The organism is Paraburkholderia lebeckiae, assembly GCF_050436325.1.
GTDB classification, from domain to species: Bacteria; Pseudomonadota; Gammaproteobacteria; order Burkholderiales; family Burkholderiaceae; genus Paraburkholderia; species Paraburkholderia tuberum.
The window spans coordinates 2827501-2847620 of record NZ_JBNDLZ010000003.1 but is presented as its reverse complement, the minus strand read 5'-3'; the positions used below and the strand labels follow the sequence as shown (position 1 = coordinate 2847620).

The window sequence follows — 20120 nt, the reverse complement described above, 5'->3', positions numbered from 1 at the left end:
TGCAGGCGACCTGAAACCACGATCGACTGGCTAATTACTTGCCAGCCTTGGCACGCTTCGCACCGTACTTCGAGCGAGCCTGCTTACGATCCTTGACGCCCTGGGTATCCAGCGAGCCGCGAACCATGTGGTAACGCACACCCGGCAAGTCCTTCACACGGCCGCCGCGAATCAGCACGACCGAGTGTTCCTGCAGGTTGTGGCCTTCACCACCGATGTACGAAATGACTTCGAAGCCGTTCGTCAGACGAACCTTGGCGACCTTACGGAGTGCCGAGTTCGGCTTCTTCGGCGTCGTGGTGTACACACGGGTGCACACGCCGCGACGCTGGGGGCAGTCCTGCAAAGCCGGGCTCTTGCTCTTCGTCGTTTCCGACGTGCGGCCTTTGCGAACCAGTTGATTGATGGTTGGCATTGTTTATTCCTGAAATTGAAGAAAATCGACGCATCGGTTTCCGGGCAAAGCGGAAACGCCCGCGCATCGAACCTCCCGGCTGGCCCGCTCACGCACTAACTGAAGTTGCGCGTAGGCATTCCAAGAACCGGAACCTAGCATAATATTCCGAAAATACTAAGAGAGTCAACAAGTTGCGGTGTTTCGCCCCCTGTCAATCCGGCTAAACAGTCAGACTACGTCAGTCTGCCGCTACGACGTGCAGCAATTCGTCGCCGAAACGGTCCAGTTTACGCGCCCCCATGCCCGGAATCCCGCGCAGATCGTCGATCGAATGGGGGCCGAGACGGGCGATTTCCGCGAGCGTCGCGTCATGGAAAATCACATAAGCCGGCACTCCGTCGCTCTTTGCGGTTTCTGTGCGCCACATGCGTAGACGCTCCCAGCGGGCCCGCTCGCGAGGGCCCATGCCGACGGTCGGATCCGCGCGCTCGCTCGTACGACCCGACGATTGACGCGTGCGTGTCGGCTTGACGTAGCGGCGCATCGTCACCTTCTGCTCGCCCTTGAGCACCGGCTTGCTCGCCTCCGTCAGCACGAGCGAACCGAAGCCCTCGTGATCGACCGTCAGGTAACCGAATGCGACGAGTTGGCGGAAGATCGCACGCCACTCCGGCTCACCGAGCGCCGCGCCGATACCGAACGTGGTCAGCTTCTCGTGGCCGCGCTGCAGGATTTTTTCGCTGCGGTTGCCACGCAAAATATCTATCAGGTGTCCGGCGCCGAAATGAAAGCCGCTCGCACGCTGCGCGCGAAACACGCACGACAGCGCCATCTGAGCCTCGCGCGTCGTATCCCAGGTCGGCGGCGGCTCGAGGCAGTTGTCGCAGTTGCCGCACGGCTGGCTCGTTTCGCCGAAGTACGCGAGCAGGCGCACCCGCCGGCAAGTCGCCGTTTCGCACAAACCGAGCAGCGCGTCGAGCTTGCCGGTCTGGACGCGCTTGTGCGCGTCGTCTGCTTCGGATTCGTCGATCATCTTGCGCTGCTGCACGACGTCGCCGAGCCCGTAGGCCATCCACGCGTTCGACGGCAGTCCGTCGCGGCCCGCGCGGCCGGTTTCCTGGTAGTACCCTTCCACGCTCTTGGGCAAATCCAGATGCGCGACGAACCGCACGTCGGGTTTGTCGATGCCCATGCCGAACGCAATCGTCGCGCACATCACGATGCCTTCCTCGCGCTGGAACATCTCCTGATGTTTCTGGCGCACCTCGAACTCCATGCCGGCGTGGTACGGCAGCGCGCGCATGCCCTTTTCCTTCAGCCACTCCGCGGTTTCCTCGACCTTGCGGCGCGACAAGCAATAAACGACGCCCGCGTCGGTCGTGCCATCGGCTTTCGTATGCTCCGCGCGAATGAAGTCGAGCAGTTGCGTGCGCGCGTTGTCTTTTTCGGCGATGCGATAGCGGATGTTCGGCCGATCGAAACTCGACACGAATACGCGCGCATCCTCGAGCGCGAGACGGTGGATGATTTCGTCGCGCGTGATCGCGTCGGCGGTCGCCGTCAGCGCGATGCGCGGGACATTCGGAAAGCGCTCGTGCAGCACCGACAGCTGGATGTATTCGGGCCGGAAATCGTGTCCCCATTGCGACACGCAGTGCGCTTCGTCGATCGCGAAAAGACCGATGCGCGTGCGTTCGAGCAGTTCCTGGAAGCGCGGAGTCATCAACCGCTCCGGTGCGACGTAGAGCAGATCGACGTCGCCGTCGCGGAGCGCCCGCTCGGTGGCCACCGCCTCCGCGCTCGATAACGTTGAGTTCAGGTACGCGGCCCGCACGCCGACTTCGGTCAGCGCGGCCACCTGATCCTGCATCAGCGCGATCAACGGCGATACGACAATACCGGCGCCGAAGCCGCGTTCGCGACGCACCAGCGACGGAATCTGATAGCACAGCGATTTGCCGCCGCCCGTCGGCATCAGCACAAGGCAATCGCCACCGTCGGCGACGTGCTCGACAATTTCGCCCTGCTGCCCTCTGAACGCGGGATAACCAAAGACTTCATTGAGGATTTCGAGCGGTCGGGACATGTATTTGAGAGAGACGGCGAAGGAAAGGCACGCAGGCGGTGAGACGAATTTTACCAACGCATTCGTGCCGCGCCCGCGCTTTGCGACAACGTTAGCCATCGGGCCTAGTACTACTGCTCCGGCACGTAGCACCGATGGCACGCGCAAAAAGAGCAAAAAAAAACCGCTCAGTCGAAACTGAGCGGCTTTCGTGACTCGTCAGGCTAGGCGGCTTGCGCCGCCAGCACTTACTCGCCCGAGTGCTGCTGTTCGGCAGCCGGGGTTTCCGGCGTCCCGAATTCGAACGACTCTTCCGCTGCGATCTGATCGAAACGCTCCCGGTCGGCCAGTTCCTTGCTCTTGCGCGCCTTGTGGAACGCGAGACCCGTACCGGCCGGAATCAGACGGCCGACGATCACGTTTTCCTTCAGGCCACGCAGGTCGTCGCGCTTGCCCATGATCGCCGCTTCGGTCAGCACGCGGGTCGTTTCCTGGAACGACGCCGCGGAGATGAACGAATCGGTCGACAGCGACGCCTTCGTGATACCGAGCAGCACGTTTTCGTACGTTGCCGGACGCTTGTCTTCCGCGATCATACGGTCGTTCTCGTCGAGCATGTCCGACCGCTCGACCTGTTCGCCCGGGATGAAACGCGTGTCGCCGTTGTCCGAAATCTGCACGCGGCGCAGCATCTGACGCACGATCACTTCGATGTGCTTGTCGTTGATTTTCACGCCTTGCAGACGGTACACGTCCTGCACTTCGTCCACGATGTAGCGCGACAGCGCCTCGACGCCCTGCAGACGCAGGATGTCGTGCGGATCCGCCGGTCCGTCGACGATCATTTCGCCCTTGTTGACGACCTGACCATCGTGCACCAGAACCTGCTTTTCCTTCGCGATCAGGAACTCGTGCTGGTTGCCCTCGAGGTCCGTGATAACGAGACGCTGCTTGCCCTTCGTGTCCTTACCGAACGACGTCGTACCCGTGACTTCCGCCAGGATACCCGCGTCCTTCGGCGAACGTGCTTCGAACAGTTCCGCCACACGCGGCAGACCACCGGTAATGTCACGCGTCTTCTGCGATTCGGTCGGGATACGTGCAAGCACTTCGCCAACCTGCACCTGCTGACCGTCCTTCACGGTGATCAGCGCGCCGACCTGGAAGCCGATCTGCACCGAGTGCTCGGTGTTCGGGATCTTCACTTCCTCGCCGTTCGCATCGAGCAGCTTGACCTGCGGACGCACCGTCTTCGACGCCTGCGAACCACGACGCTTCACGTCGATCACGACGAGCGTGGACAGACCCGTCACGTCGTCGATCTGTTTCGCGACCGTCACGCCTTCCTCGACGTTCTCGAACTTCACCGTACCGCCGTACTCGGTGATGATCGGACGCGTCATCGGATCCCACGTGGCCAGTTGCGTGCCAGCCTTGATCTGCGCACCGTCGAGCTGCAGCAGCGTGGCGCCGTACGGCACCTTGTGACGCTCGCGCTCGCGGCCGTGATCGTCGGTGATCATCGCTTCGCCCGAACGCGAGATGACGATCTGCTCGCCCTTCGCATTCGTGACGTAACGCATCGTCGACGTGAAACGCACCGTACCGTTCGACTTCGCTTCGACCGACGAAGCCACCGCCGCACGCGACGCCGCGCCACCGATGTGGAACGTACGCATCGTGAGCTGCGTGCCCGGTTCACCGATCGACTGCGCCGCGATCACGCCGACCGCTTCGCCGACGTTCACGAGCGAGCCGCGGCCGAGGTCGCGACCGTAGCAGGCCGCGCACAGACCGTAGCGCGTTTCGCAGGTAAGCGGCGTGCGCACGCGCACTTCGTCGATGCCGAGGCGTTCGATGTCTTCGACCGCGTCTTCGTCGAGCAGCGTGCCCGCTTCGAACAGCGTTTCCTGCGATTCCGGGTTGACGATGTCAGCCACGGCCACGCGACCCAGGATACGGTCACGCAGCGCTTCGACCACTTCACCGCCTTCCACGAGCGCCTTCATCGCCACGCCGTTCGACGTGCCGCAATCTTCCTCGACGACGACCAGATCCTGCGTCACGTCAACGAGACGACGCGTCAGGTAACCCGAGTTCGCGGTCTTCAGTGCCGTATCAGCCAGACCCTTACGTGCACCGTGGGTCGAGATGAAGTACTGCAACACGTTCAGACCTTCGCGGAAGTTCGCCGTAATCGGCGTCTCGATGATCGAGCCGTCCGGCTTCGCCATCAGACCGCGCATACCGGCCAGCTGACGGATCTGAACCGCGGAACCACGAGCACCCGAGTCCGCCATCATGTAGATGGAGTTGAACGACTCCTGACGCGTCTGGTTGCCGTCGCGGTCCGTGACCGGTTCCGTCGACAGCTGTTCCATCATTGCCTTGCCGACCGCTTCCGACGTCGCCGACCAGATGTCGACCACGTTGTTGTAGCGCTCCTGCGCAGTGACGAGACCCGACATGTACTGACGGTCGTATTCCTTCACCTTCTTCGCGGCGTCGCCAACGATGGTTTCCTTCTGCGGCGGTACGAGCATGTCGTCGACGCAGATCGAAATACCAGCGCGCGTTGCCAGACGGAAGCCTGACTGCATCAGTTGGTCGGCGAAAATCACCGTCTCACGCAGACCGCACTTGCGGAACGCGGTGTTGATCAGACGCGAGATTTCCTTCTTCTTCAGCGGCTTGTTCAGCACCGAGAACGGCAGACCCGGCGGCAGGATTTCCGACAGGATCGAGCGGCCAACCGTGGTCGCATACAGCGTAATCTTCGGCACGAACGCCGGCGCGCCTTCCGACTTGTCTTCGTTGTGGACCATTTCGGTGATCCGCACGTTGACGCGCGAGGCCAGTTCGACTTCCTTGTTCTCGTACGCGCGCAGCACTTCCGACACGCCCGTGAACGTCAGCCCTTCGCCCTTGCCGTTCACCGCTTCACGCGTCGCGTAGTACAGGCCCAGCACGATATCCTGCGACGGCACGATCGACGGATCGCCGTTAGCCGGGAACAGCACGTTGTTCGACGCGAGCATCAGCGTGCGCGCTTCCATCTGCGCTTCGAGCGACAGCGGCACGTGAACGGCCATCTGGTCACCGTCGAAGTCGGCGTTGAACGCCGCGCAAACGAGCGGGTGCAGCTGGATTGCCTTACCTTCGATCAGCACCGGCTCGAAAGCCTGGATGCCGAGACGGTGCAGCGTCGGCGCACGGTTCAGCATGACCGGATGTTCGCGGATCACCTCTTCGAGGATGTCCCACACCACCGGTGTCTGGTTCTCGACCTCCTTCTTCGCAGCCTTGATGGTGGTAGCGACACCCATCACTTCGAGCTTATTGAAGATGAACGGCTTGAACAGTTCGAGCGCCATCAGCTTCGGCAGACCGCACTGATGCAGCTTCAGCGTCGGGCCGACCACGATCACCGAACGGCCCGAGTAGTCGACACGCTTACCGAGCAGGTTCTGACGGAAGCGACCGCCCTTACCCTTGATCATGTCCGCGAGCGACTTCAGCGGACGCTTGTTCGCACCGGTCATCGCCTTGCCGCGACGGCCGTTGTCGAGCAGCGAGTCGACGGCTTCCTGCAGCATCCGCTTTTCGTTGCGGACGATGATTTCAGGCGCCTTCAGCTCGAGCAAACGCTTCAACCGGTTGTTACGGTTGATCACGCGGCGATACAGGTCGTTCAGGTCCGACGTCGCGAAACGGCCGCCGTCGAGCGGGACGAGCGGACGCAGTTCCGGCGGCAGCACCGGCAGCACTTCGAGGACCATCCAGTCCGGCTTGATGCCCGAACGCTGGAACGCCTCGAGCACTTTCAGGCGCTTCGCGTACTTCTTGATCTTCGCTTCCGAGCCGGTGTTCTTGAGCTCCGTGCGCAGCAGCTCGACCTGCTCGTCGATGTTGATCGCGCGCAGCAGTTCGCGAATACCTTCCGCGCCCATCTCGGCACGGAATTCGTCGCCGTATTCCTCGACCTTGTTGTAGTAATCCTCTTCGGTCATGATCTGCCGCGCTTTGAGCGGCGTCATGCCCGGATCGATCACCACGTATGCTTCGAAGTACAGCACGCGCTCGATGTCGCGCAGCGTCATGTCGAGCACCATGCCCAGACGCGACGGCAGCGACTTCAGGAACCAGATGTGCGCGACCGGCGAGGCCAGCTCAATGTGGCCCATCCGCTCACGACGCACTTTCGCGAGCGTCACTTCGACGCCGCACTTCTCGCAGATCACACCGCGGTGCTTCAGGCGCTTGTACTTGCCGCAAAGGCATTCGTAGTCCTTGATCGGACCGAAAATCTTCGCGCAGAACAGACCATCGCGCTCCGGCTTGAACGTGCGGTAGTTGATGGTTTCCGGCTTCTTGACTTCACCGAACGACCACGAACGGATCTTGTCCGGCGAGGCCAGACCGATCTTGATCGCGTCGAAAACTTCAGGTTGTTGGACTTGCTTGAATAGATCGAGCAAAGCTTTCATCGCTTCTCTCCAGTAGTCCGATTAGTTCCGGTCCAGGTCGATGTCGATACCCAGCGACCGGATTTCCTTCACCAACACGTTGAACGACTCAGGCATGCCGGCATCGATCACGTGATCGCCCTTGACCAGGTTCTCGTAAACCTTGGTCCGGCCCGTCACGTCGTCCGACTTCACCGTCAGCATTTCCTGCAGCACGTACGATGCGCCGTACGCTTCGAGCGCCCACACTTCCATTTCACCGAAACGCTGGCCACCGAACTGCGCCTTACCGCCCAACGGCTGCTGCGTGACGAGCGAGTACGGGCCCGTGGAACGCGCGTGCATCTTGTCGTCGACCAGGTGGTGCAGCTTCAGGTAGTGCATGTAGCCGACCGTCACCGTACGTTCGAACATCTCGCCCGTGCGACCGTCGAACAGACGCACCTGGTTCTTCGACGGCGTCATGCCGAGGTTTTCAGCGATGTCGTCCGGGAATGCCAGATCCAGCGCGCGGGACATTTCTTCTTCCGTCGCACCGTCGAACACCGGCGTTGCGAACGGCACGCCTTCGCGCAGGTTCTTCGCCAGTTCGAGGATTTCGTCGTCGCTGAAGCTGTCCAGCTCTTCGGCGCGGCCCGATTCGTTGTAGATCTTGATCAGGAATTCGCGCAGTTCAGCGATCTTCGCCTGACGCTGCAGCATTTCGCCGATACGCCAGCCGAGACCCTTCGCGGCCCAACCCAGATGCACTTCGAGAACCTGACCCACGTTCATCCGCGACGGCACGCCGAGCGGGTTCAGAACGACGTCAGCCGGACGGCCGTCGGCCATGTACGGCATGTCTTCGATCGGCACGATCTTCGACACGACACCCTTGTTACCGTGACGGCCTGCCATCTTGTCGCCAGGCTGCAGACGGCGCTTCACCGCCAGATACACCTTGACCATCTTCAGCACGCCCGGCGGCAGTTCGTCGCCTTGCGTGAGCTTCTTGCGCTTCTCTTCGAACGCGAGGTCGAACTGGTGACGCTTCTCTTCGATCGAGTTCTTGATCGCTTCGAGCTGGGCCGCTGCTTCTTCATCCGCAAGGCGAATGTCGAACCAGTGATAGTGGTCCAGATCTTCGAGGTAAGCGCGGTCGATCTTCGTGCCCTTCGCGAGCTTCTTCGGACCGCCGTTCACCACCTTGCCTTCGAGCATACGTGCGAGACGCTGGAACGCATCACCTTCCACGATACGCAGCTGGTCGTTCAGGTCGAGACGATAGCGCTTCAGTTCATCGTCGATGATCTGTTGCGCGCGCTTGTCGCGCTGGATGCCTTCACGCGTGAATACCTGCACGTCGATCACAGTGCCGCTCATGCCCGACGGCACGCGCAGCGACGTGTCCTTCACGTCCGACGCCTTCTCACCGAAGATCGCGCGCAGCAGCTTTTCTTCCGGCGTCAGCTGGGTTTCGCCCTTCGGCGTGACCTTGCCAACCAGCACATCGCCCGCCTCGACTTCCGCGCCGATGTACACGATGCCCGACTCGTCGAGACGGCCAAGCTGCACTTCCGCGAGGTTCGAGATGTCGCGCGTGATTTCTTCCGGTCCGAGCTTCGTGTCGCGAGCAACGACGTTCAGTTCTTCGATGTGGATCGACGTGTAGCGGTCGTCCGCAACCACCTTCTCCGATATCAGGATCGAGTCTTCGAAGTTATAGCCGTTCCACGGCATGAACGCGATCAGCATGTTCTGGCCGAGCGCGAGTTCGCCCAGATCGGTCGATGCGCCGTCAGCCAGCACGTCGCCACGCGCAACCTTGTCGCCCATCTTCGCTATCGGACGCTGGTTGATGTTCGTGTTCTGATTCGAACGCGTGTACTTGATCAGGTTGTAGATGTCGACACCGACTTCACCCGCGACCGCTTCGTCGTCGTTCACGCGAATCACGATACGGCCCGCGTCGACGTAATCAACCACGCCGCCACGCAGTGCCTGAACCGTCGTGCCTGAGTCGACCGCCACGGTGCGCTCGATGCCCGTACCGACGACCGGCTTTTCCGGACGCAAACACGGCACGGCCTGACGCTGCATGTTCGAGCCCATCAAGGCGCGGTTCGCGTCGTCGTGCTCGAGGAACGGAATCAGCGAAGCTGCGACCGACACGATCTGCGACGGTGCCACGTCCATGTACTGGATGCGGTCCGGTGTGACCATCAGCGTTTCGCCCGCTTCACGGGACGACACGAGTTCATCGGTCAGCGTGCCGTCGTCGGCTACTGCCGCGTTCGCCTGAGCGATCACGTAACGGCCTTCTTCGATCGCCGACAGATAGTCGATCTGATCGGTGACCTTGCCGTCCGCGACCTTGCGATACGGCGTTTCGAGGAAGCCGTATTCGTTCAGGTGCGCGTACAGAGCAAGCGAGTTGATCAGACCGATGTTCGGACCTTCTGGCGTCTCGATCGGGCACACGCGGCCGTAGTGGGTCGGGTGCACGTCACGGACTTCGAAGCCTGCGCGTTCGCGAGTCAGACCGCCCGGGCCCAGTGCGGAAACACGACGCTTGTGCGTGATTTCCGACAGCGGGTTGGTCTGGTCCATGAACTGCGACAGCTGCGACGAACCGAAGAACTCGCGGATCGCCGAGGAAATCGGCTTCGAGTTGATCAGGTCGTGCGGCATCAGGTTTTCGCTTTCGGCCTGGCCGAGACGTTCCTTCACAGCACGTTCGACGCGCACGAGGCCCGCGCGGAACTGGTTCTCCGCGAGTTCGCCGACGCAACGCACACGACGGTTGCCGAGGTGGTCGATGTCGTCTACTTCGCCCTTGCCGTTGCGCAACTCGACGAGGATCTTGATCGTCGCGAGGATGTCGTCATCCTGCAGCGTCATCGGGCCGACGATTTCGTCACGGCCGACGCGACGATTGAACTTCATACGACCCACCTTCGACAGGTCGTACGCTTCTTCACTGTAGAACAGACGGTTGAACAGTGCCTCGACCGCTTCTTCAGTCGGCGGCTCCCCTGGGCGCATCATGCGGTAGATCGCGATCCGCGCGGCCATCCTGTCGGCAGTTTCGTCGATGCGCAGCGTCGACGAGATATACGGACCTTGGTCCAGATCGTTCGTGTAGAGCGTCTGGATGTCCTTGATCTTCGCTTCGCGCAGCTTGTCGAGCACGGATTCGGTGATCTCGTCGTTCGCGTTCGCGATGACTTCACCGGTATCGCCGTCGATCACATTCTTCGCGAGCACGCGACCGAGCAGATAATCTTCCGGGACCGAGATGAACTTGGTCTTCGCGTTGTCGAGATCGCGAATGTGTTTGGCGTTGATCCGCTTGTCCTTCTGGACGATCACGTTGCCGTCGCGGTCCGTGATATCGAAACGCGCAACTTCGCCACGCAGACGCTCCGGCACGAATTCCATCTGCGCGCCTTCCGGCATCAGCGTGAAATTGTCGAACACGAAGAAGTTTGCGAGGATCTGTTCCGGAGTGAGGCCGATCGCCTTCAGCAGGATCGTGACCGGCATCTTGCGGCGACGGTCGACGCGGAAGTACAGCACGTCCTTCGGGTCGAACTCGAAGTCGAGCCACGAACCGCGGTAAGGAATGATACGTGCCGAGAACAGCAGCTTTCCCGAGCTGTGCGTCTTGCCCTTATCGTGTTCGAAGAACACGCCCGGCGAACGGTGCAGCTGCGAAACGATCACACGTTCCGTGCCATTGATGACGAACGAACCGGTCGGCGTCATGAGCGGAATTTCGCCCATGTACACTTCCTGTTCCTTCACTTCCTTGACGACTGGCTTGCTCGGCGATTCCTTGTCGAGCAGCACCAGACGCACTTTGGCGCGCAGCGCCGAGCAGTACGTCAGACCGCGCTGCTGGCATTCCTTGATGTTGAACGCCGGCGGCGACAGCATGTAGCTGACGAACTCGAGACGCGCGAAGCCGTTATGCGAAACGATCGGGAAAACGGAAGTAAACGCAGCTTGCAGGCCTTCCGGCTTGCGTTGCGTAGACGACGTATCTGCTTGCAGAAACGTGCTGAATGATTCAAGCTGGGTAGCCAGCAGGAAAGGTACTTGGTGAACGATGGGGCGCTTCGCAAAACTCTTGCGAATACGCTTCTTCTCGGTGAAGGAATATTGCATACGATCTCCGAATCACGGCGGGCATAGTTGTCGAGGCAGGATACCTTGATGAGACAACCCGAGTGTTCACCGACTGAGACCCGATGGCCGTCCGATGGCTTGAACGAGCCTAGAAGCTTGGTGGTTGGCCGCTACCAACCGCTGGCTGACGGCAGCGAATGCCTGTGTTGCCCGCTACCCGACCAAACTTGCCTTCTGCAGTCGCTTCAGAAGACAAAGAGAAATGCCGGTCAATATTACCGTGGGCGTTTTTCTTTGGCTTCTGGGATCACATTCCTGCCGGCATACACCCGCAGAAACGCGTCCTCCACAAAGCACAAAAAGGCCGGCGGTGAAAAACCGCCAGCCTTCGCGCAGCGCGTTGAAGCTTACTTGATTTCAACCTTCGCGCCGGCTTCTTCCAGCTTCTTCTTGGCTTCTTCAGCAGCAGCCTTCGGCACCGCTTCCTTAACGGGCTTCGGTGCACCGTCGACCAGATCCTTCGCTTCCTTCAGGCCGAGACCCGTCAGTTCGCGAACGGCCTTAATGACCGAAACCTTGTTTGCACCGGTTTCAGCCAAGATGACCGTGAATTCAGTCTGCTCTTCAGCAGCAGCGGCGCCGCCAGCTGCACCTGCCGGGCCAGCCACTGCAACAGCAGCTGCCGACACGCCAAACTTTTCTTCGAACGCCTTGACCAGCTCGTTCAGTTCCAGAACCGACATCGAGCCTACGGCTTCGAGGATGTCTTCTTTTGCGATTGCCATTTGAAATACTCCTAAATTGATTTCGGATACAGCCAGCGATCAATCACGCCTCGACTGAAGTGCATTACGCAGCGGTTTCTTCGCCTTGCTTCTTTTCTGCCAGCGCCGCCAGAGCGCGCGCGAATCCAGAAACAGGTGCCTGCATAACATACAACAGCTTGGAGAGCAGTTCTTCGCGGCTCGGGATGTTTGCCAGCGCTTGCACGCCGGCCTTGTCCATCACCTTGCCTTCGTAGGAACCAGCCTTGATGACCAACTTGTCATTGCTCTTGCTGAAGTCATTGACGACCTTAGCAGCAGCAATCGCATCTTCCGAGATGCCGTAGATCAGGGGGCCAGTCATCTGCTCTGCCAGCGGAGCAAACGGGGTACCCTCGACGGCGCGACGCGCCAGCGTGTTCTTCAACACGCGAAGGTAAACCTGTTGCTCACGCGCTTTCGCGCGCAGCTTGGTCAGATCGCCAACCGCGATTCCACGATACTCAGCCAGAACCACGGTCTGAGCTTTCGCGACTTGCGCGGCAACCTCAGCGACGACGGCCTGCTTGCTTTCTTTGTTGAGTGGCACGGTTAACCTCCAGATTCGATACACGCGGCGTGCGCCTTGTGTACCGCGTTCAATAACGGCGTCCGACCAGTCAGGAGTATTTCGACCATCAAAAATCCGTATCGCTACAGACATCCAACGGCTTCATCACTACAAAACCTTTTCGGGTTCGCCATCTGCGTTGGCTTTACATTAAGGACCCGCCTACTTGCTGCGTGCCCACCAACGGTCTTTGACAACCGGTCGCGCGATGCAGACTGCCACCTCGCAACCGCCCAAAGCCCTTAAACGCCGCCCCAACTCGCGCCGGAGCGGCGAAATTCTTACTGGGCAGCGATCGACGTCTGGTCGACACGAACACCAACACCCATCGTGCTCGACAGAGCGACCTTGCGCAGATACACGCCCTTGCTCGTTGTAGGCTTCGCCTTCTGCAGCGCTTCGATCAGCGCATTCAGGTTGTTGCGCAGTGCTGCCGGCTCGAACGAAGCGCGGCCGATCGTTGCGTGGATAATGCCGGCCTTATCGACACGGAATTGAACCTGACCAGCCTTGGCGTTCTTGACCGCGGTCGCGACGTCCGGCGTGACCGTGCCAACCTTCGGGTTCGGCATCAGGCCACGCGGGCCGAGGATTTGCCCGAGCGTACCGACGATACGCATCGTGTCCGGCGAAGCGATCACGATGTCAAAGTTCAGGTTCCCGGCCTTGACCTGCTCGGCCAAGTCTTCCATACCGACGACGTCAGCACCAGCGGCACGAGCCTGCTCAGCCTTTTCGCCCTGCGCGAACACAGCGACGCGGACCGACTTACCGGTACCAGCGGGCAGCACGACCGAGCCGCGAACCACTTGATCCGACTTCTTTGCGTCAATGCCGAGTTGCACGGCGACGTCGATCGACTCGTCGAACTTCGCGCTTGCGCACTCCTTCACGAGCGACAGAGCGTCTTCGATCGGGTACAGCTTCTGACGATCCACTTTGGCTGCAAATGCTTGCAGACGCTTCGAAAGCTTAGCCATTTACACGCCCTCCACAGTGATGCCCATCGAGCGGGCGCTACCAGCGATCGTACGAACCGCTGCGGCCAGATCAGCAGCCGTCAGATCGGGCATCTTGGTCTTGGCGATATCTTCAGCTTGAGCGCGGGTGATCTTGCCGACCTTGTCGGTATGCGGCTTGCTCGAACCCTTGTCGAGCTTCGCTGCCTTCTTGATCAGAACCGTAGCCGGCGGCGTCTTCAGAACGAACGTGAAGCTCTTGTCCGCGAATGCCGTGATCACGACAGGAATCGGCAGACCCGGTTCCATCGCTTGAGTCTGTGCGTTGAACGCCTTGCAGAACTCCATGATGTTCAGGCCGCGCTGACCCAGTGCCGGACCAACCGGCGGCGACGGGTTGGCTTTACCTGCAGGAATCTGCAGCTTGATAAAGCCGATAATTTTCTTTGCCATTTCGAGAACCTCTTTTGGAACGCCGCCTTACGTGCGGACGCTCAGTGAGTAGTAGCGCGTGTTCGCCGACAAACTGGCTAGTTACGCTCCTCAACGGCCATTACGCGGACCGTAAGCACGAAATACGGAACGCACCTAGCGGTGCGTTCCGTAAAATCTAGACTACAACTTTTCGACTTGGCCGAATTCCAACTCGACCGGCGTTGCGCGGCCGAAGATTGTAACGGAAACACGGACTCGCGACTTTTCGTAGTTCACTTCTTCGACGCTGCCGTTGAAATCCGTGAACGGGCCTTCTTTCACCCGCACCATCTCGCCTACCTCAAACAGGGTCTTCGGGCGCGGCTTCTCCACGCCCTCCTGCATCTGCGACATGATCTTTTCAACTTCCCGAGGGGAGATCGGGCTCGGCCGATTACGCGCCCCGCCGACGAAACCGGTCACCTTCGCCGTATTCTTCACGAGGTGCCACGTTTCGTCTGTCATTTCCATTTCGACTAAAACATAGCCCGGGAAAAAACGACGTTCGGTTACTGATTTGTGACCGCCCTTTACCTCAACAACTTCTTCTGTTGGAACGAGGATCTGGCCGAACTGACCCTGCATACCAGCCCGCTCGATGCGCTCCTGAAGCGCTCGTTGCACGCTCTTCTCCATACCGGAATATGCGTGCACTACGTACCAACGTTTGCCGCTCGGGGATGCCGGAGTATCACTCATATCATTTCCAACCCAGAATCGCCGAGAAAATCGCCCACTCAATGGATTTATCACAAACCCAGAGAAAGATAGCCATCACGACTACGAAGCCGAAGACCACGAGTGTTGTTTGGGTCGCCTCTTTGCGACTCGGCCAAACTACCTTGCGGACCTCTTTGTACGAGTCATTGGCGAAAGCGATGAAACCCTTGCCAGGCGCCGAGAGAAGAGCGACTGCGACACCCGCGATCGCACCAACAGCCAAGGCGACTCCGCGGATGTACCATTCCTGGCCACTAAGCCAGAAGAACCCCACGAACCCGGCCAAGACCAGCAACACACCTGCGATCAACATCAACTTGTCGCCGGATGTATTTACAGTTTCGACGGAAGGATTCGCCATAACACCTTAACAAGCGCCACTACGACGCGATAGTTGGCAGGGGCAGAGGGAATCGAACCCCCAACCTTCGGTTTTGGAGACCGACGCTCTGCCAGTTGAGCTATACCCCTAAACCATCCAGGGTCGACGACACCGCCAACCCCGATACAACCGATTATCGAGAACTCTCTGGCGTTACTCGATGATCTTGGCGACGACACCAGCGCCGACCGTACGGCCACCTTCGCGAATTGCGAAGCGCAGACCTTCTTCCATCGCGATCGGGTTGATCAGTTTCACCGTGATCGACACGTTGTCGCCCGGCATCACCATTTCCTTGTCCTTCGGCAGTTCGATCGAGCCCGTCACATCCGTCGTACGGAAGTAGAACTGCGGACGGTAGTTGTTGAAGAACGGCGTGTGACGGCCGCCTTCGTCCTTGCTCAGCACGTACACTTCAGCCGTGAAGTGCGTGTGCGGGTTGATCGAACCCGGCTTGGCCAGAACCTGACCACGCTCCACGTCTTCACGCTTCGTGCCGCGCAGCAGGATACCGACGTTGTCGCCTGCCTGACCTTGGTCGAGCAGCTTGCGGAACATTTCCACGCCCGTGCAGGTCGTCTTGGCCGTTGCGCGGATACCGACGATCTCGATTTCCTCGCCGACCTTGACCACGCCACGCTCGACGCGGCCCGTCACCACCGTGCCACGACCCGAGATCGAGAACACGTCTTCCACCGGCATCAGGAACGCACCGTCAACCGCGCGCTCCGGCGTCGGGATGTACGTGTCCAGCGCATCGGCCAGGTTCATGATCGCCACTTCGCCCAGTTCGCCCTTGTCGCCTTCCAGCGCCAGCTTGGCCGAACCCTTGATGATCGGCGTGTCATCGCCCGGGAAGTCGTACTTCGACAGAAGTTCGCGAACTTCCATTTCGACGAGTTCCAGCAGCTCGGCGTCGTCCACCATGTCGCACTTGTTCAGGAACACGATGATGTACGGAACGCCAACCTGACGCGCCAGCAGGATGTGCTCACGCGTTTGCGGCATCGGACCGTCAGCGGCCGAGCACACCAGGATTGCGCCGTCCATCTGCGCCGCGCCCGTGATCATGTTCTTCACGTAGTCAGCGTGACCCGGGCAGTCGACGTGGGCATAGTGGCGGTTAGCCGTTTCGTACTCGACGTGCGCGGTGTTAATGGTAATACCACGCGCCTTTTCTTCCGGCGCCGCGTCGATCTGGTCGTACGCCTTCGCTTCGCCGCCAAACTTCTGCGTCAGAACCGTCGTGATCGCTGCCGTCAGCGTGGTCTTGCCGTGGTCAACGTGACCGATCGTGCCCACGTTCACGTGCGGCTTGGTCCGCTCAAACTTACCCTTGGCCATTTTCGACTCCTAAGAGGATTTTCCGTACGTTGCGCCGGGCGCAAACAATCACCGATTACTTCTGGTGCCCATGGGCAGGATCGAACTGCCGACCTCTCCCTTACCAAGGGAGTGCTCTACCACTGAGCCACATGGGCGCTACCTCTATGTTGCTGGAGCGGGTGAAGGGAATCGAACCCTCGTCGTAAGCTTGGAAGGCTTCTGCTCTACCATTGAGCTACACCCGCAAGGATCATGGATTCCCAACAACTGCTACATCTTGCATTCTGGTGGAGGAGGTTGGATTCGAACCAACGTAGGCGTAAGCCAACAGATTTACAGTCTGCCCCCTTTAGCCACTCGGGCACCCCTCCGCAGAGAACTGATGATTATGGGGGAACAATGTCTCTTTGTCAAGGGCTGCTTGACCGTTCCGATCCCAACGCTCTCACTTATATAGTGATTGGGTGTTAGCTGTCCGTAAACGCAAAAACCCCACCGCGGCGGGTGGGGTTTCTGACGTGGGGGGAGCCTGACGATTACCTACTTTCACACGGGCAATCCGCACTATCATCGGCGTGGAGTCGTTTCACGGTCCTGTTCGGGATGGGAAGGGGTGGGACCGACTCGCTATGGTCATCAGGCATGACGGGTTGCTGCGTCGCAGGGGGTTGGAGTCAACCGGTTGCGCCACAGCCAATCGGGAAGAAGCGTAAAGGATTCGTGTGGGGGGTTGTGTTGTTTCTGGCACAACACTGAATCCCAACCGTGCGTTTCTGTTAGCTCCCGCGGGAGTTCACACCAATCCCCTTCGGGGATCGGACCCGCGCAAGTGCTGAAGCACTAACGCGGGTCGAGACACACCTGTTATAGGATCAAGCCTTACGGGCAATTAGTATCAGTTAGCTCAGTACATTACTGTACGTGCACACCTGACCTATCAACGTCCTGGTCTTGAACGACCCTTCAAGGGGCTCGAAGCCCCGGGGATATCTCATCTTAAGGCGAGTTTCCCGCTTAGATGCTTTCAGCGGTTATCTCTTCCGAACATAGCTACCCGGCGATGCCACTGGCGTGACAACCGGTACACCAGAGGTTCGTCCACTCCGGTCCTCTCGTACTAGGAGCAGCCCCCTTCAAATATCCAGCGCCCACGGCAGATAGGGACCAAACTGTCTCACGACGTTTTAAACCCAGCTCACGTACCTCTTTAAATGGCGAACAGCCATACCCTTGGGACCGGCTACAGCCCCAGGATGAGATGAGCCGACATCGAGGTGCCAAACACCGCCGTCGATATGAACTCTTGGGCGGTATCAGCCTGTTATCCCCAGAGTACCTTTTATCCGTTGAGCGATGGCCCTTCCATACAGAACCACCGGATCACTATGACCTGCTTTCGCACCTGTTCGACTTGTCAGTCTCACAGTCAAGCACGCTTATGCCATTGCACTATCAGCACGATTTCCGACCGTACCTAGCGTACCTTCGTACTCCTCCGTTACACTTTGGGAGGAGACCGCCCCAGTCAAACTGCCTACCATGCACGGTCCCCGACCCGGATCACGGGCCAAGGTTAGAACCTCAAACAGATCAGGGTGGTATTTCAAGGACGGCTCCACGCAGACTGGCGTCCACGCTTCATAGCCTCCCACCTATCCTACACAGACCGGTTCAAAGTCCAATGCAAAGCTACAGTAAAGGTTCATGGGGTCTTTCCGTCTAGCCGCGGGGAGATTGCATCATCACAAACACTTCAACTTCGCTGAGTCTCGGGAGGAGACAGTGTGGCCATCGTTACGCCATTCGTGCAGGTCGGAACTTACCCGACAAGGAATTTCGCTACCTTAGGACCGTTATAGTTACGGCCGCCGTTTACCGGGACTTCAATCAGGAGCTTGCACCCCATCATTTAATCTTCCGGCACCGGGCAGGCGTCACACCCTATACGTCCACTTTCGTGTTTGCAGAGTGCTGTGTTTTTATTAAACAGTCGCAGCCACCAGTTTATTGCAACCCCTTCACCCTTCTGGCGCAGGCCAGTCAGGCTACCAGGGCGTACCTTATCCCGAAGTTACGGTACCAATTTGCCGAGTTCCTTCTCCCGAGTTCTCTCAAGCGCCTTAGAATACTCATCTCGCCCACCTGTGTCGGTTTGCGGTACGGTCACTGTGAAACTGAAGCTTAGAGGCTTTTCCTGGAACCCCTTCCAGTTGCTTCGCCACCGAAGTGGCTCGCCTCGCACCCTTGAATTACGCGCCCGGATTTGCCAAAGCGCCTTCTCCAATGCAAGGACCGGGACTTCCAACACCCGGACAACCTTCCGCGATCCGTCCCCCCATCGCATTTCACAATGGTGCAGAAATATTAATCTGCTTCCCATCAGCTACGCATTTCTGCCTCGCCTTAGGGGCCGACTCACCCTACGCCGATGAACGTTGCGTAGGAAACCTTGGGCTTACGGCGAGGGGGCCTTTCACCCCCTTTATCGCTACTCATGTCAGCATTCGCACTTCCGATACCTCCAGCACACTTTCCAGTGCACCTTCGCAGGCTTACGGAACGCTCTCCTACCATGCACATTACTGTGCATCCGCAGCTTCGGTATATGGCTTAGCCCCGTTACATCTTCCGCGCAGGACGACTCGATCAGTGAGCTATTACGCTTTCTTTAAAGGATGGCTGCTTCTAAGCCAACCTCCTGACTGTTTTAGCCTTCCCACTTCGTTTCCCACTTAGCCATATTTGGGGACCTTAGCTGGCGGTCTGGGTTGTTTCCCTCTTGACACCGGACGTTAGCACCCGATGTCTGTCTCCCGTGATTGCACTCTTCGGTATTCGGAGTTTGCTATGGCGTAGTAATCCGCAATGGACCCCACAACCATGACAGTGCTCTACCCCCGAAGGTGATACACGAGGCACTACCTAAATAGTTTTCGGAGAGAACCAGCTATTTCCAGGTTTGTTTAGCCTTTCACCCCTATCCACAGCTCATCCCCTAACTTTTCAACGTTAGTGGGTTCGGTCCTCCAGCACGTGTTACCGTGCCTTCAACCTGGCCATGGATAGATCACCTGGTTTCGGGTCTACACCCAGCGACTGGACGCCCTGTTCGGACTCGCTTTCGCTACGCCTGCCCTAATCGGTTAAGCTCGCCACTGAATGTAAGTCGCTGACCCATTATACAAAAGGTACGCCGTCACCCCTTCGCAGAGGCTCCGACTGTTTGTATGCATGCGGTTTCAGGATCTGTTTCACTCCCCTCCCGGGGTTCTTTTCGCCTTTCCCTCACGGTACTGGTTCACTATCGGTCGATCACGAGTATTTAGCCTTGGAGGATGGTCCCCCCATCTTCAGACAGGATTTCACGTGTCCCGCCCTACTTCTCGTACACCCAGTTCTTTCCCGCTGTTTTCGTCTACAGGGCTATCACCTGCTATGGCCGCACTTTCCAGAGCGTTCGACTAACAATGAGAATAAAGAGTACAGGCTGATCCCATTTCGCTCGCCACTACTCTGGGAATCTCGGTTGATTTCTTTTCCTGCGGTTACTTAGATGTTTCAGTTCACCGCGTTCGCTTCACGCAGCCTATGGATTCAGCTGCGGATACTCCATTAGGAGTGGGTTTCCCCATTCGGACATCTCCGGATCAAAGCTTGTTTGCCAGCTCCCCGGAGCTTTTCGCAGGCTACCGCGTCCTTCATCGCCTGTGATCGCCAAGGCATCCACCACATGCACTTGTTCGCTTGACCCTATAACGGGTGCGTCTCTCTCGAGCCACACTCGCTACAGGTTGAGTATTCGTGTTGCGCCGTATTCCAAAGCGATCTCTCGATCACCTTTAAAATA

11 protein-coding genes, 4 tRNA genes and 2 rRNA genes are annotated in these 20120 nt (G+C 58.9%); all 17 read right to left on the bottom strand.

All coding sequences use genetic code 11. The features are described from left to right. Positions 1 to 34: 34 nt before the first annotated feature. The 17 genes from rpsL to OKW44_RS30905 all read right to left on the bottom strand — a co-directional run bounded on the left by rpsL (position 35) and on the right by OKW44_RS30905 (position 20023). Complete coding sequence (rpsL, locus tag OKW44_RS30985) at positions 35 to 415, bottom strand: 30S ribosomal protein S12 (RefSeq protein WP_006053290.1); 381 nt, start codon at positions 413 to 415, stop codon at positions 35 to 37. Between the two features lie 220 nt (positions 416 to 635). After that, a complete protein-coding gene (gene recQ / locus OKW44_RS30980; protein ID WP_018420146.1) occupies positions 636 to 2483 on the bottom strand; it encodes a DNA helicase RecQ in 1848 nt (615 codons plus the stop codon). Between the two features lie 227 nt (positions 2484 to 2710). Then, positions 2711 to 6949 carry a DNA-directed RNA polymerase subunit beta' gene (rpoC, locus tag OKW44_RS30975; RefSeq protein ID WP_018420145.1) on the bottom strand — a complete coding sequence of 1413 codons (4239 nt, stop codon included), beginning with the start codon at positions 6947 to 6949 and terminating at the stop codon, positions 2711 to 2713. 21 nt (positions 6950 to 6970) lie between these two features. Then, positions 6971 to 11077, bottom strand: a complete 4107-nt coding sequence (gene rpoB / locus OKW44_RS30970) for a DNA-directed RNA polymerase subunit beta (RefSeq protein ID WP_018420144.1) — start codon at positions 11075 to 11077, stop codon at positions 6971 to 6973. A gap of 368 nt (positions 11078 to 11445) precedes the next feature. Further along, the gene (gene rplL / locus OKW44_RS30965) at positions 11446 to 11823 is read right to left on the bottom strand and encodes a 50S ribosomal protein L7/L12 (RefSeq protein ID WP_018420143.1); all 378 of its coding nucleotides are present in this window, start codon (positions 11821 to 11823) and stop codon (positions 11446 to 11448) included. Positions 11824 to 11887: 64 nt separating this feature from the next. Further along, positions 11888 to 12391 (bottom strand): 50S ribosomal protein L10, encoded by a 504-nt coding sequence (gene rplJ / locus OKW44_RS30960; RefSeq protein ID WP_008922978.1) that lies wholly within the window; start codon positions 12389 to 12391, stop codon positions 11888 to 11890. Between the two features lie 302 nt (positions 12392 to 12693). Next, positions 12694 to 13392, bottom strand: coding sequence for a 50S ribosomal protein L1 (rplA, locus tag OKW44_RS30955; protein ID WP_018420142.1), 699 nt, complete (start codon positions 13390 to 13392; stop codon positions 12694 to 12696). Next, a complete protein-coding gene (gene rplK, locus OKW44_RS30950; RefSeq protein ID WP_018420141.1) occupies positions 13393 to 13824 on the bottom strand; it encodes a 50S ribosomal protein L11 in 432 nt (143 codons plus the stop codon). Between the two features lie 162 nt (positions 13825 to 13986). Continuing rightward, positions 13987 to 14544, bottom strand: a complete 558-nt coding sequence (gene nusG, locus OKW44_RS30945; protein ID WP_026225725.1) for a transcription termination/antitermination protein NusG — start codon at positions 14542 to 14544, stop codon at positions 13987 to 13989. A 1-nt stretch (position 14545) separates the two neighbouring features. Beyond that, positions 14546 to 14926 carry a preprotein translocase subunit SecE gene (secE, locus tag OKW44_RS30940; RefSeq protein ID WP_018420139.1) on the bottom strand — a complete coding sequence of 127 codons (381 nt, stop codon included), beginning with the start codon at positions 14924 to 14926 and terminating at the stop codon, positions 14546 to 14548. Positions 14927 to 14960: 34 nt separating this feature from the next. Next, positions 14961 to 15036, bottom strand: a tRNA-Trp gene (locus OKW44_RS30935). 64 nt (positions 15037 to 15100) lie between these two features. Then, complete coding sequence (gene tuf, locus OKW44_RS30930; RefSeq protein ID WP_018420138.1) at positions 15101 to 16291, bottom strand: elongation factor Tu; 1191 nt, start codon at positions 16289 to 16291, stop codon at positions 15101 to 15103. 62 nt (positions 16292 to 16353) lie between these two features. Continuing rightward, positions 16354 to 16428, bottom strand: a tRNA-Thr gene (locus OKW44_RS30925). Positions 16429 to 16444: 16 nt separating this feature from the next. Further along, positions 16445 to 16518: transfer RNA gene (locus OKW44_RS30920), tRNA-Gly, on the bottom strand. A gap of 40 nt (positions 16519 to 16558) precedes the next feature. Then, positions 16559 to 16644, bottom strand: a tRNA-Tyr gene (locus tag OKW44_RS30915). Positions 16645 to 16800: 156 nt separating this feature from the next. Next, positions 16801 to 16914, bottom strand: a 5S ribosomal RNA gene (rrf, locus tag OKW44_RS30910). 227 nt (positions 16915 to 17141) lie between these two features. After that, positions 17142 to 20023, bottom strand: a 23S ribosomal RNA gene (locus tag OKW44_RS30905). Between the last annotated feature and the right edge of the window lie 97 nt (positions 20024 to 20120).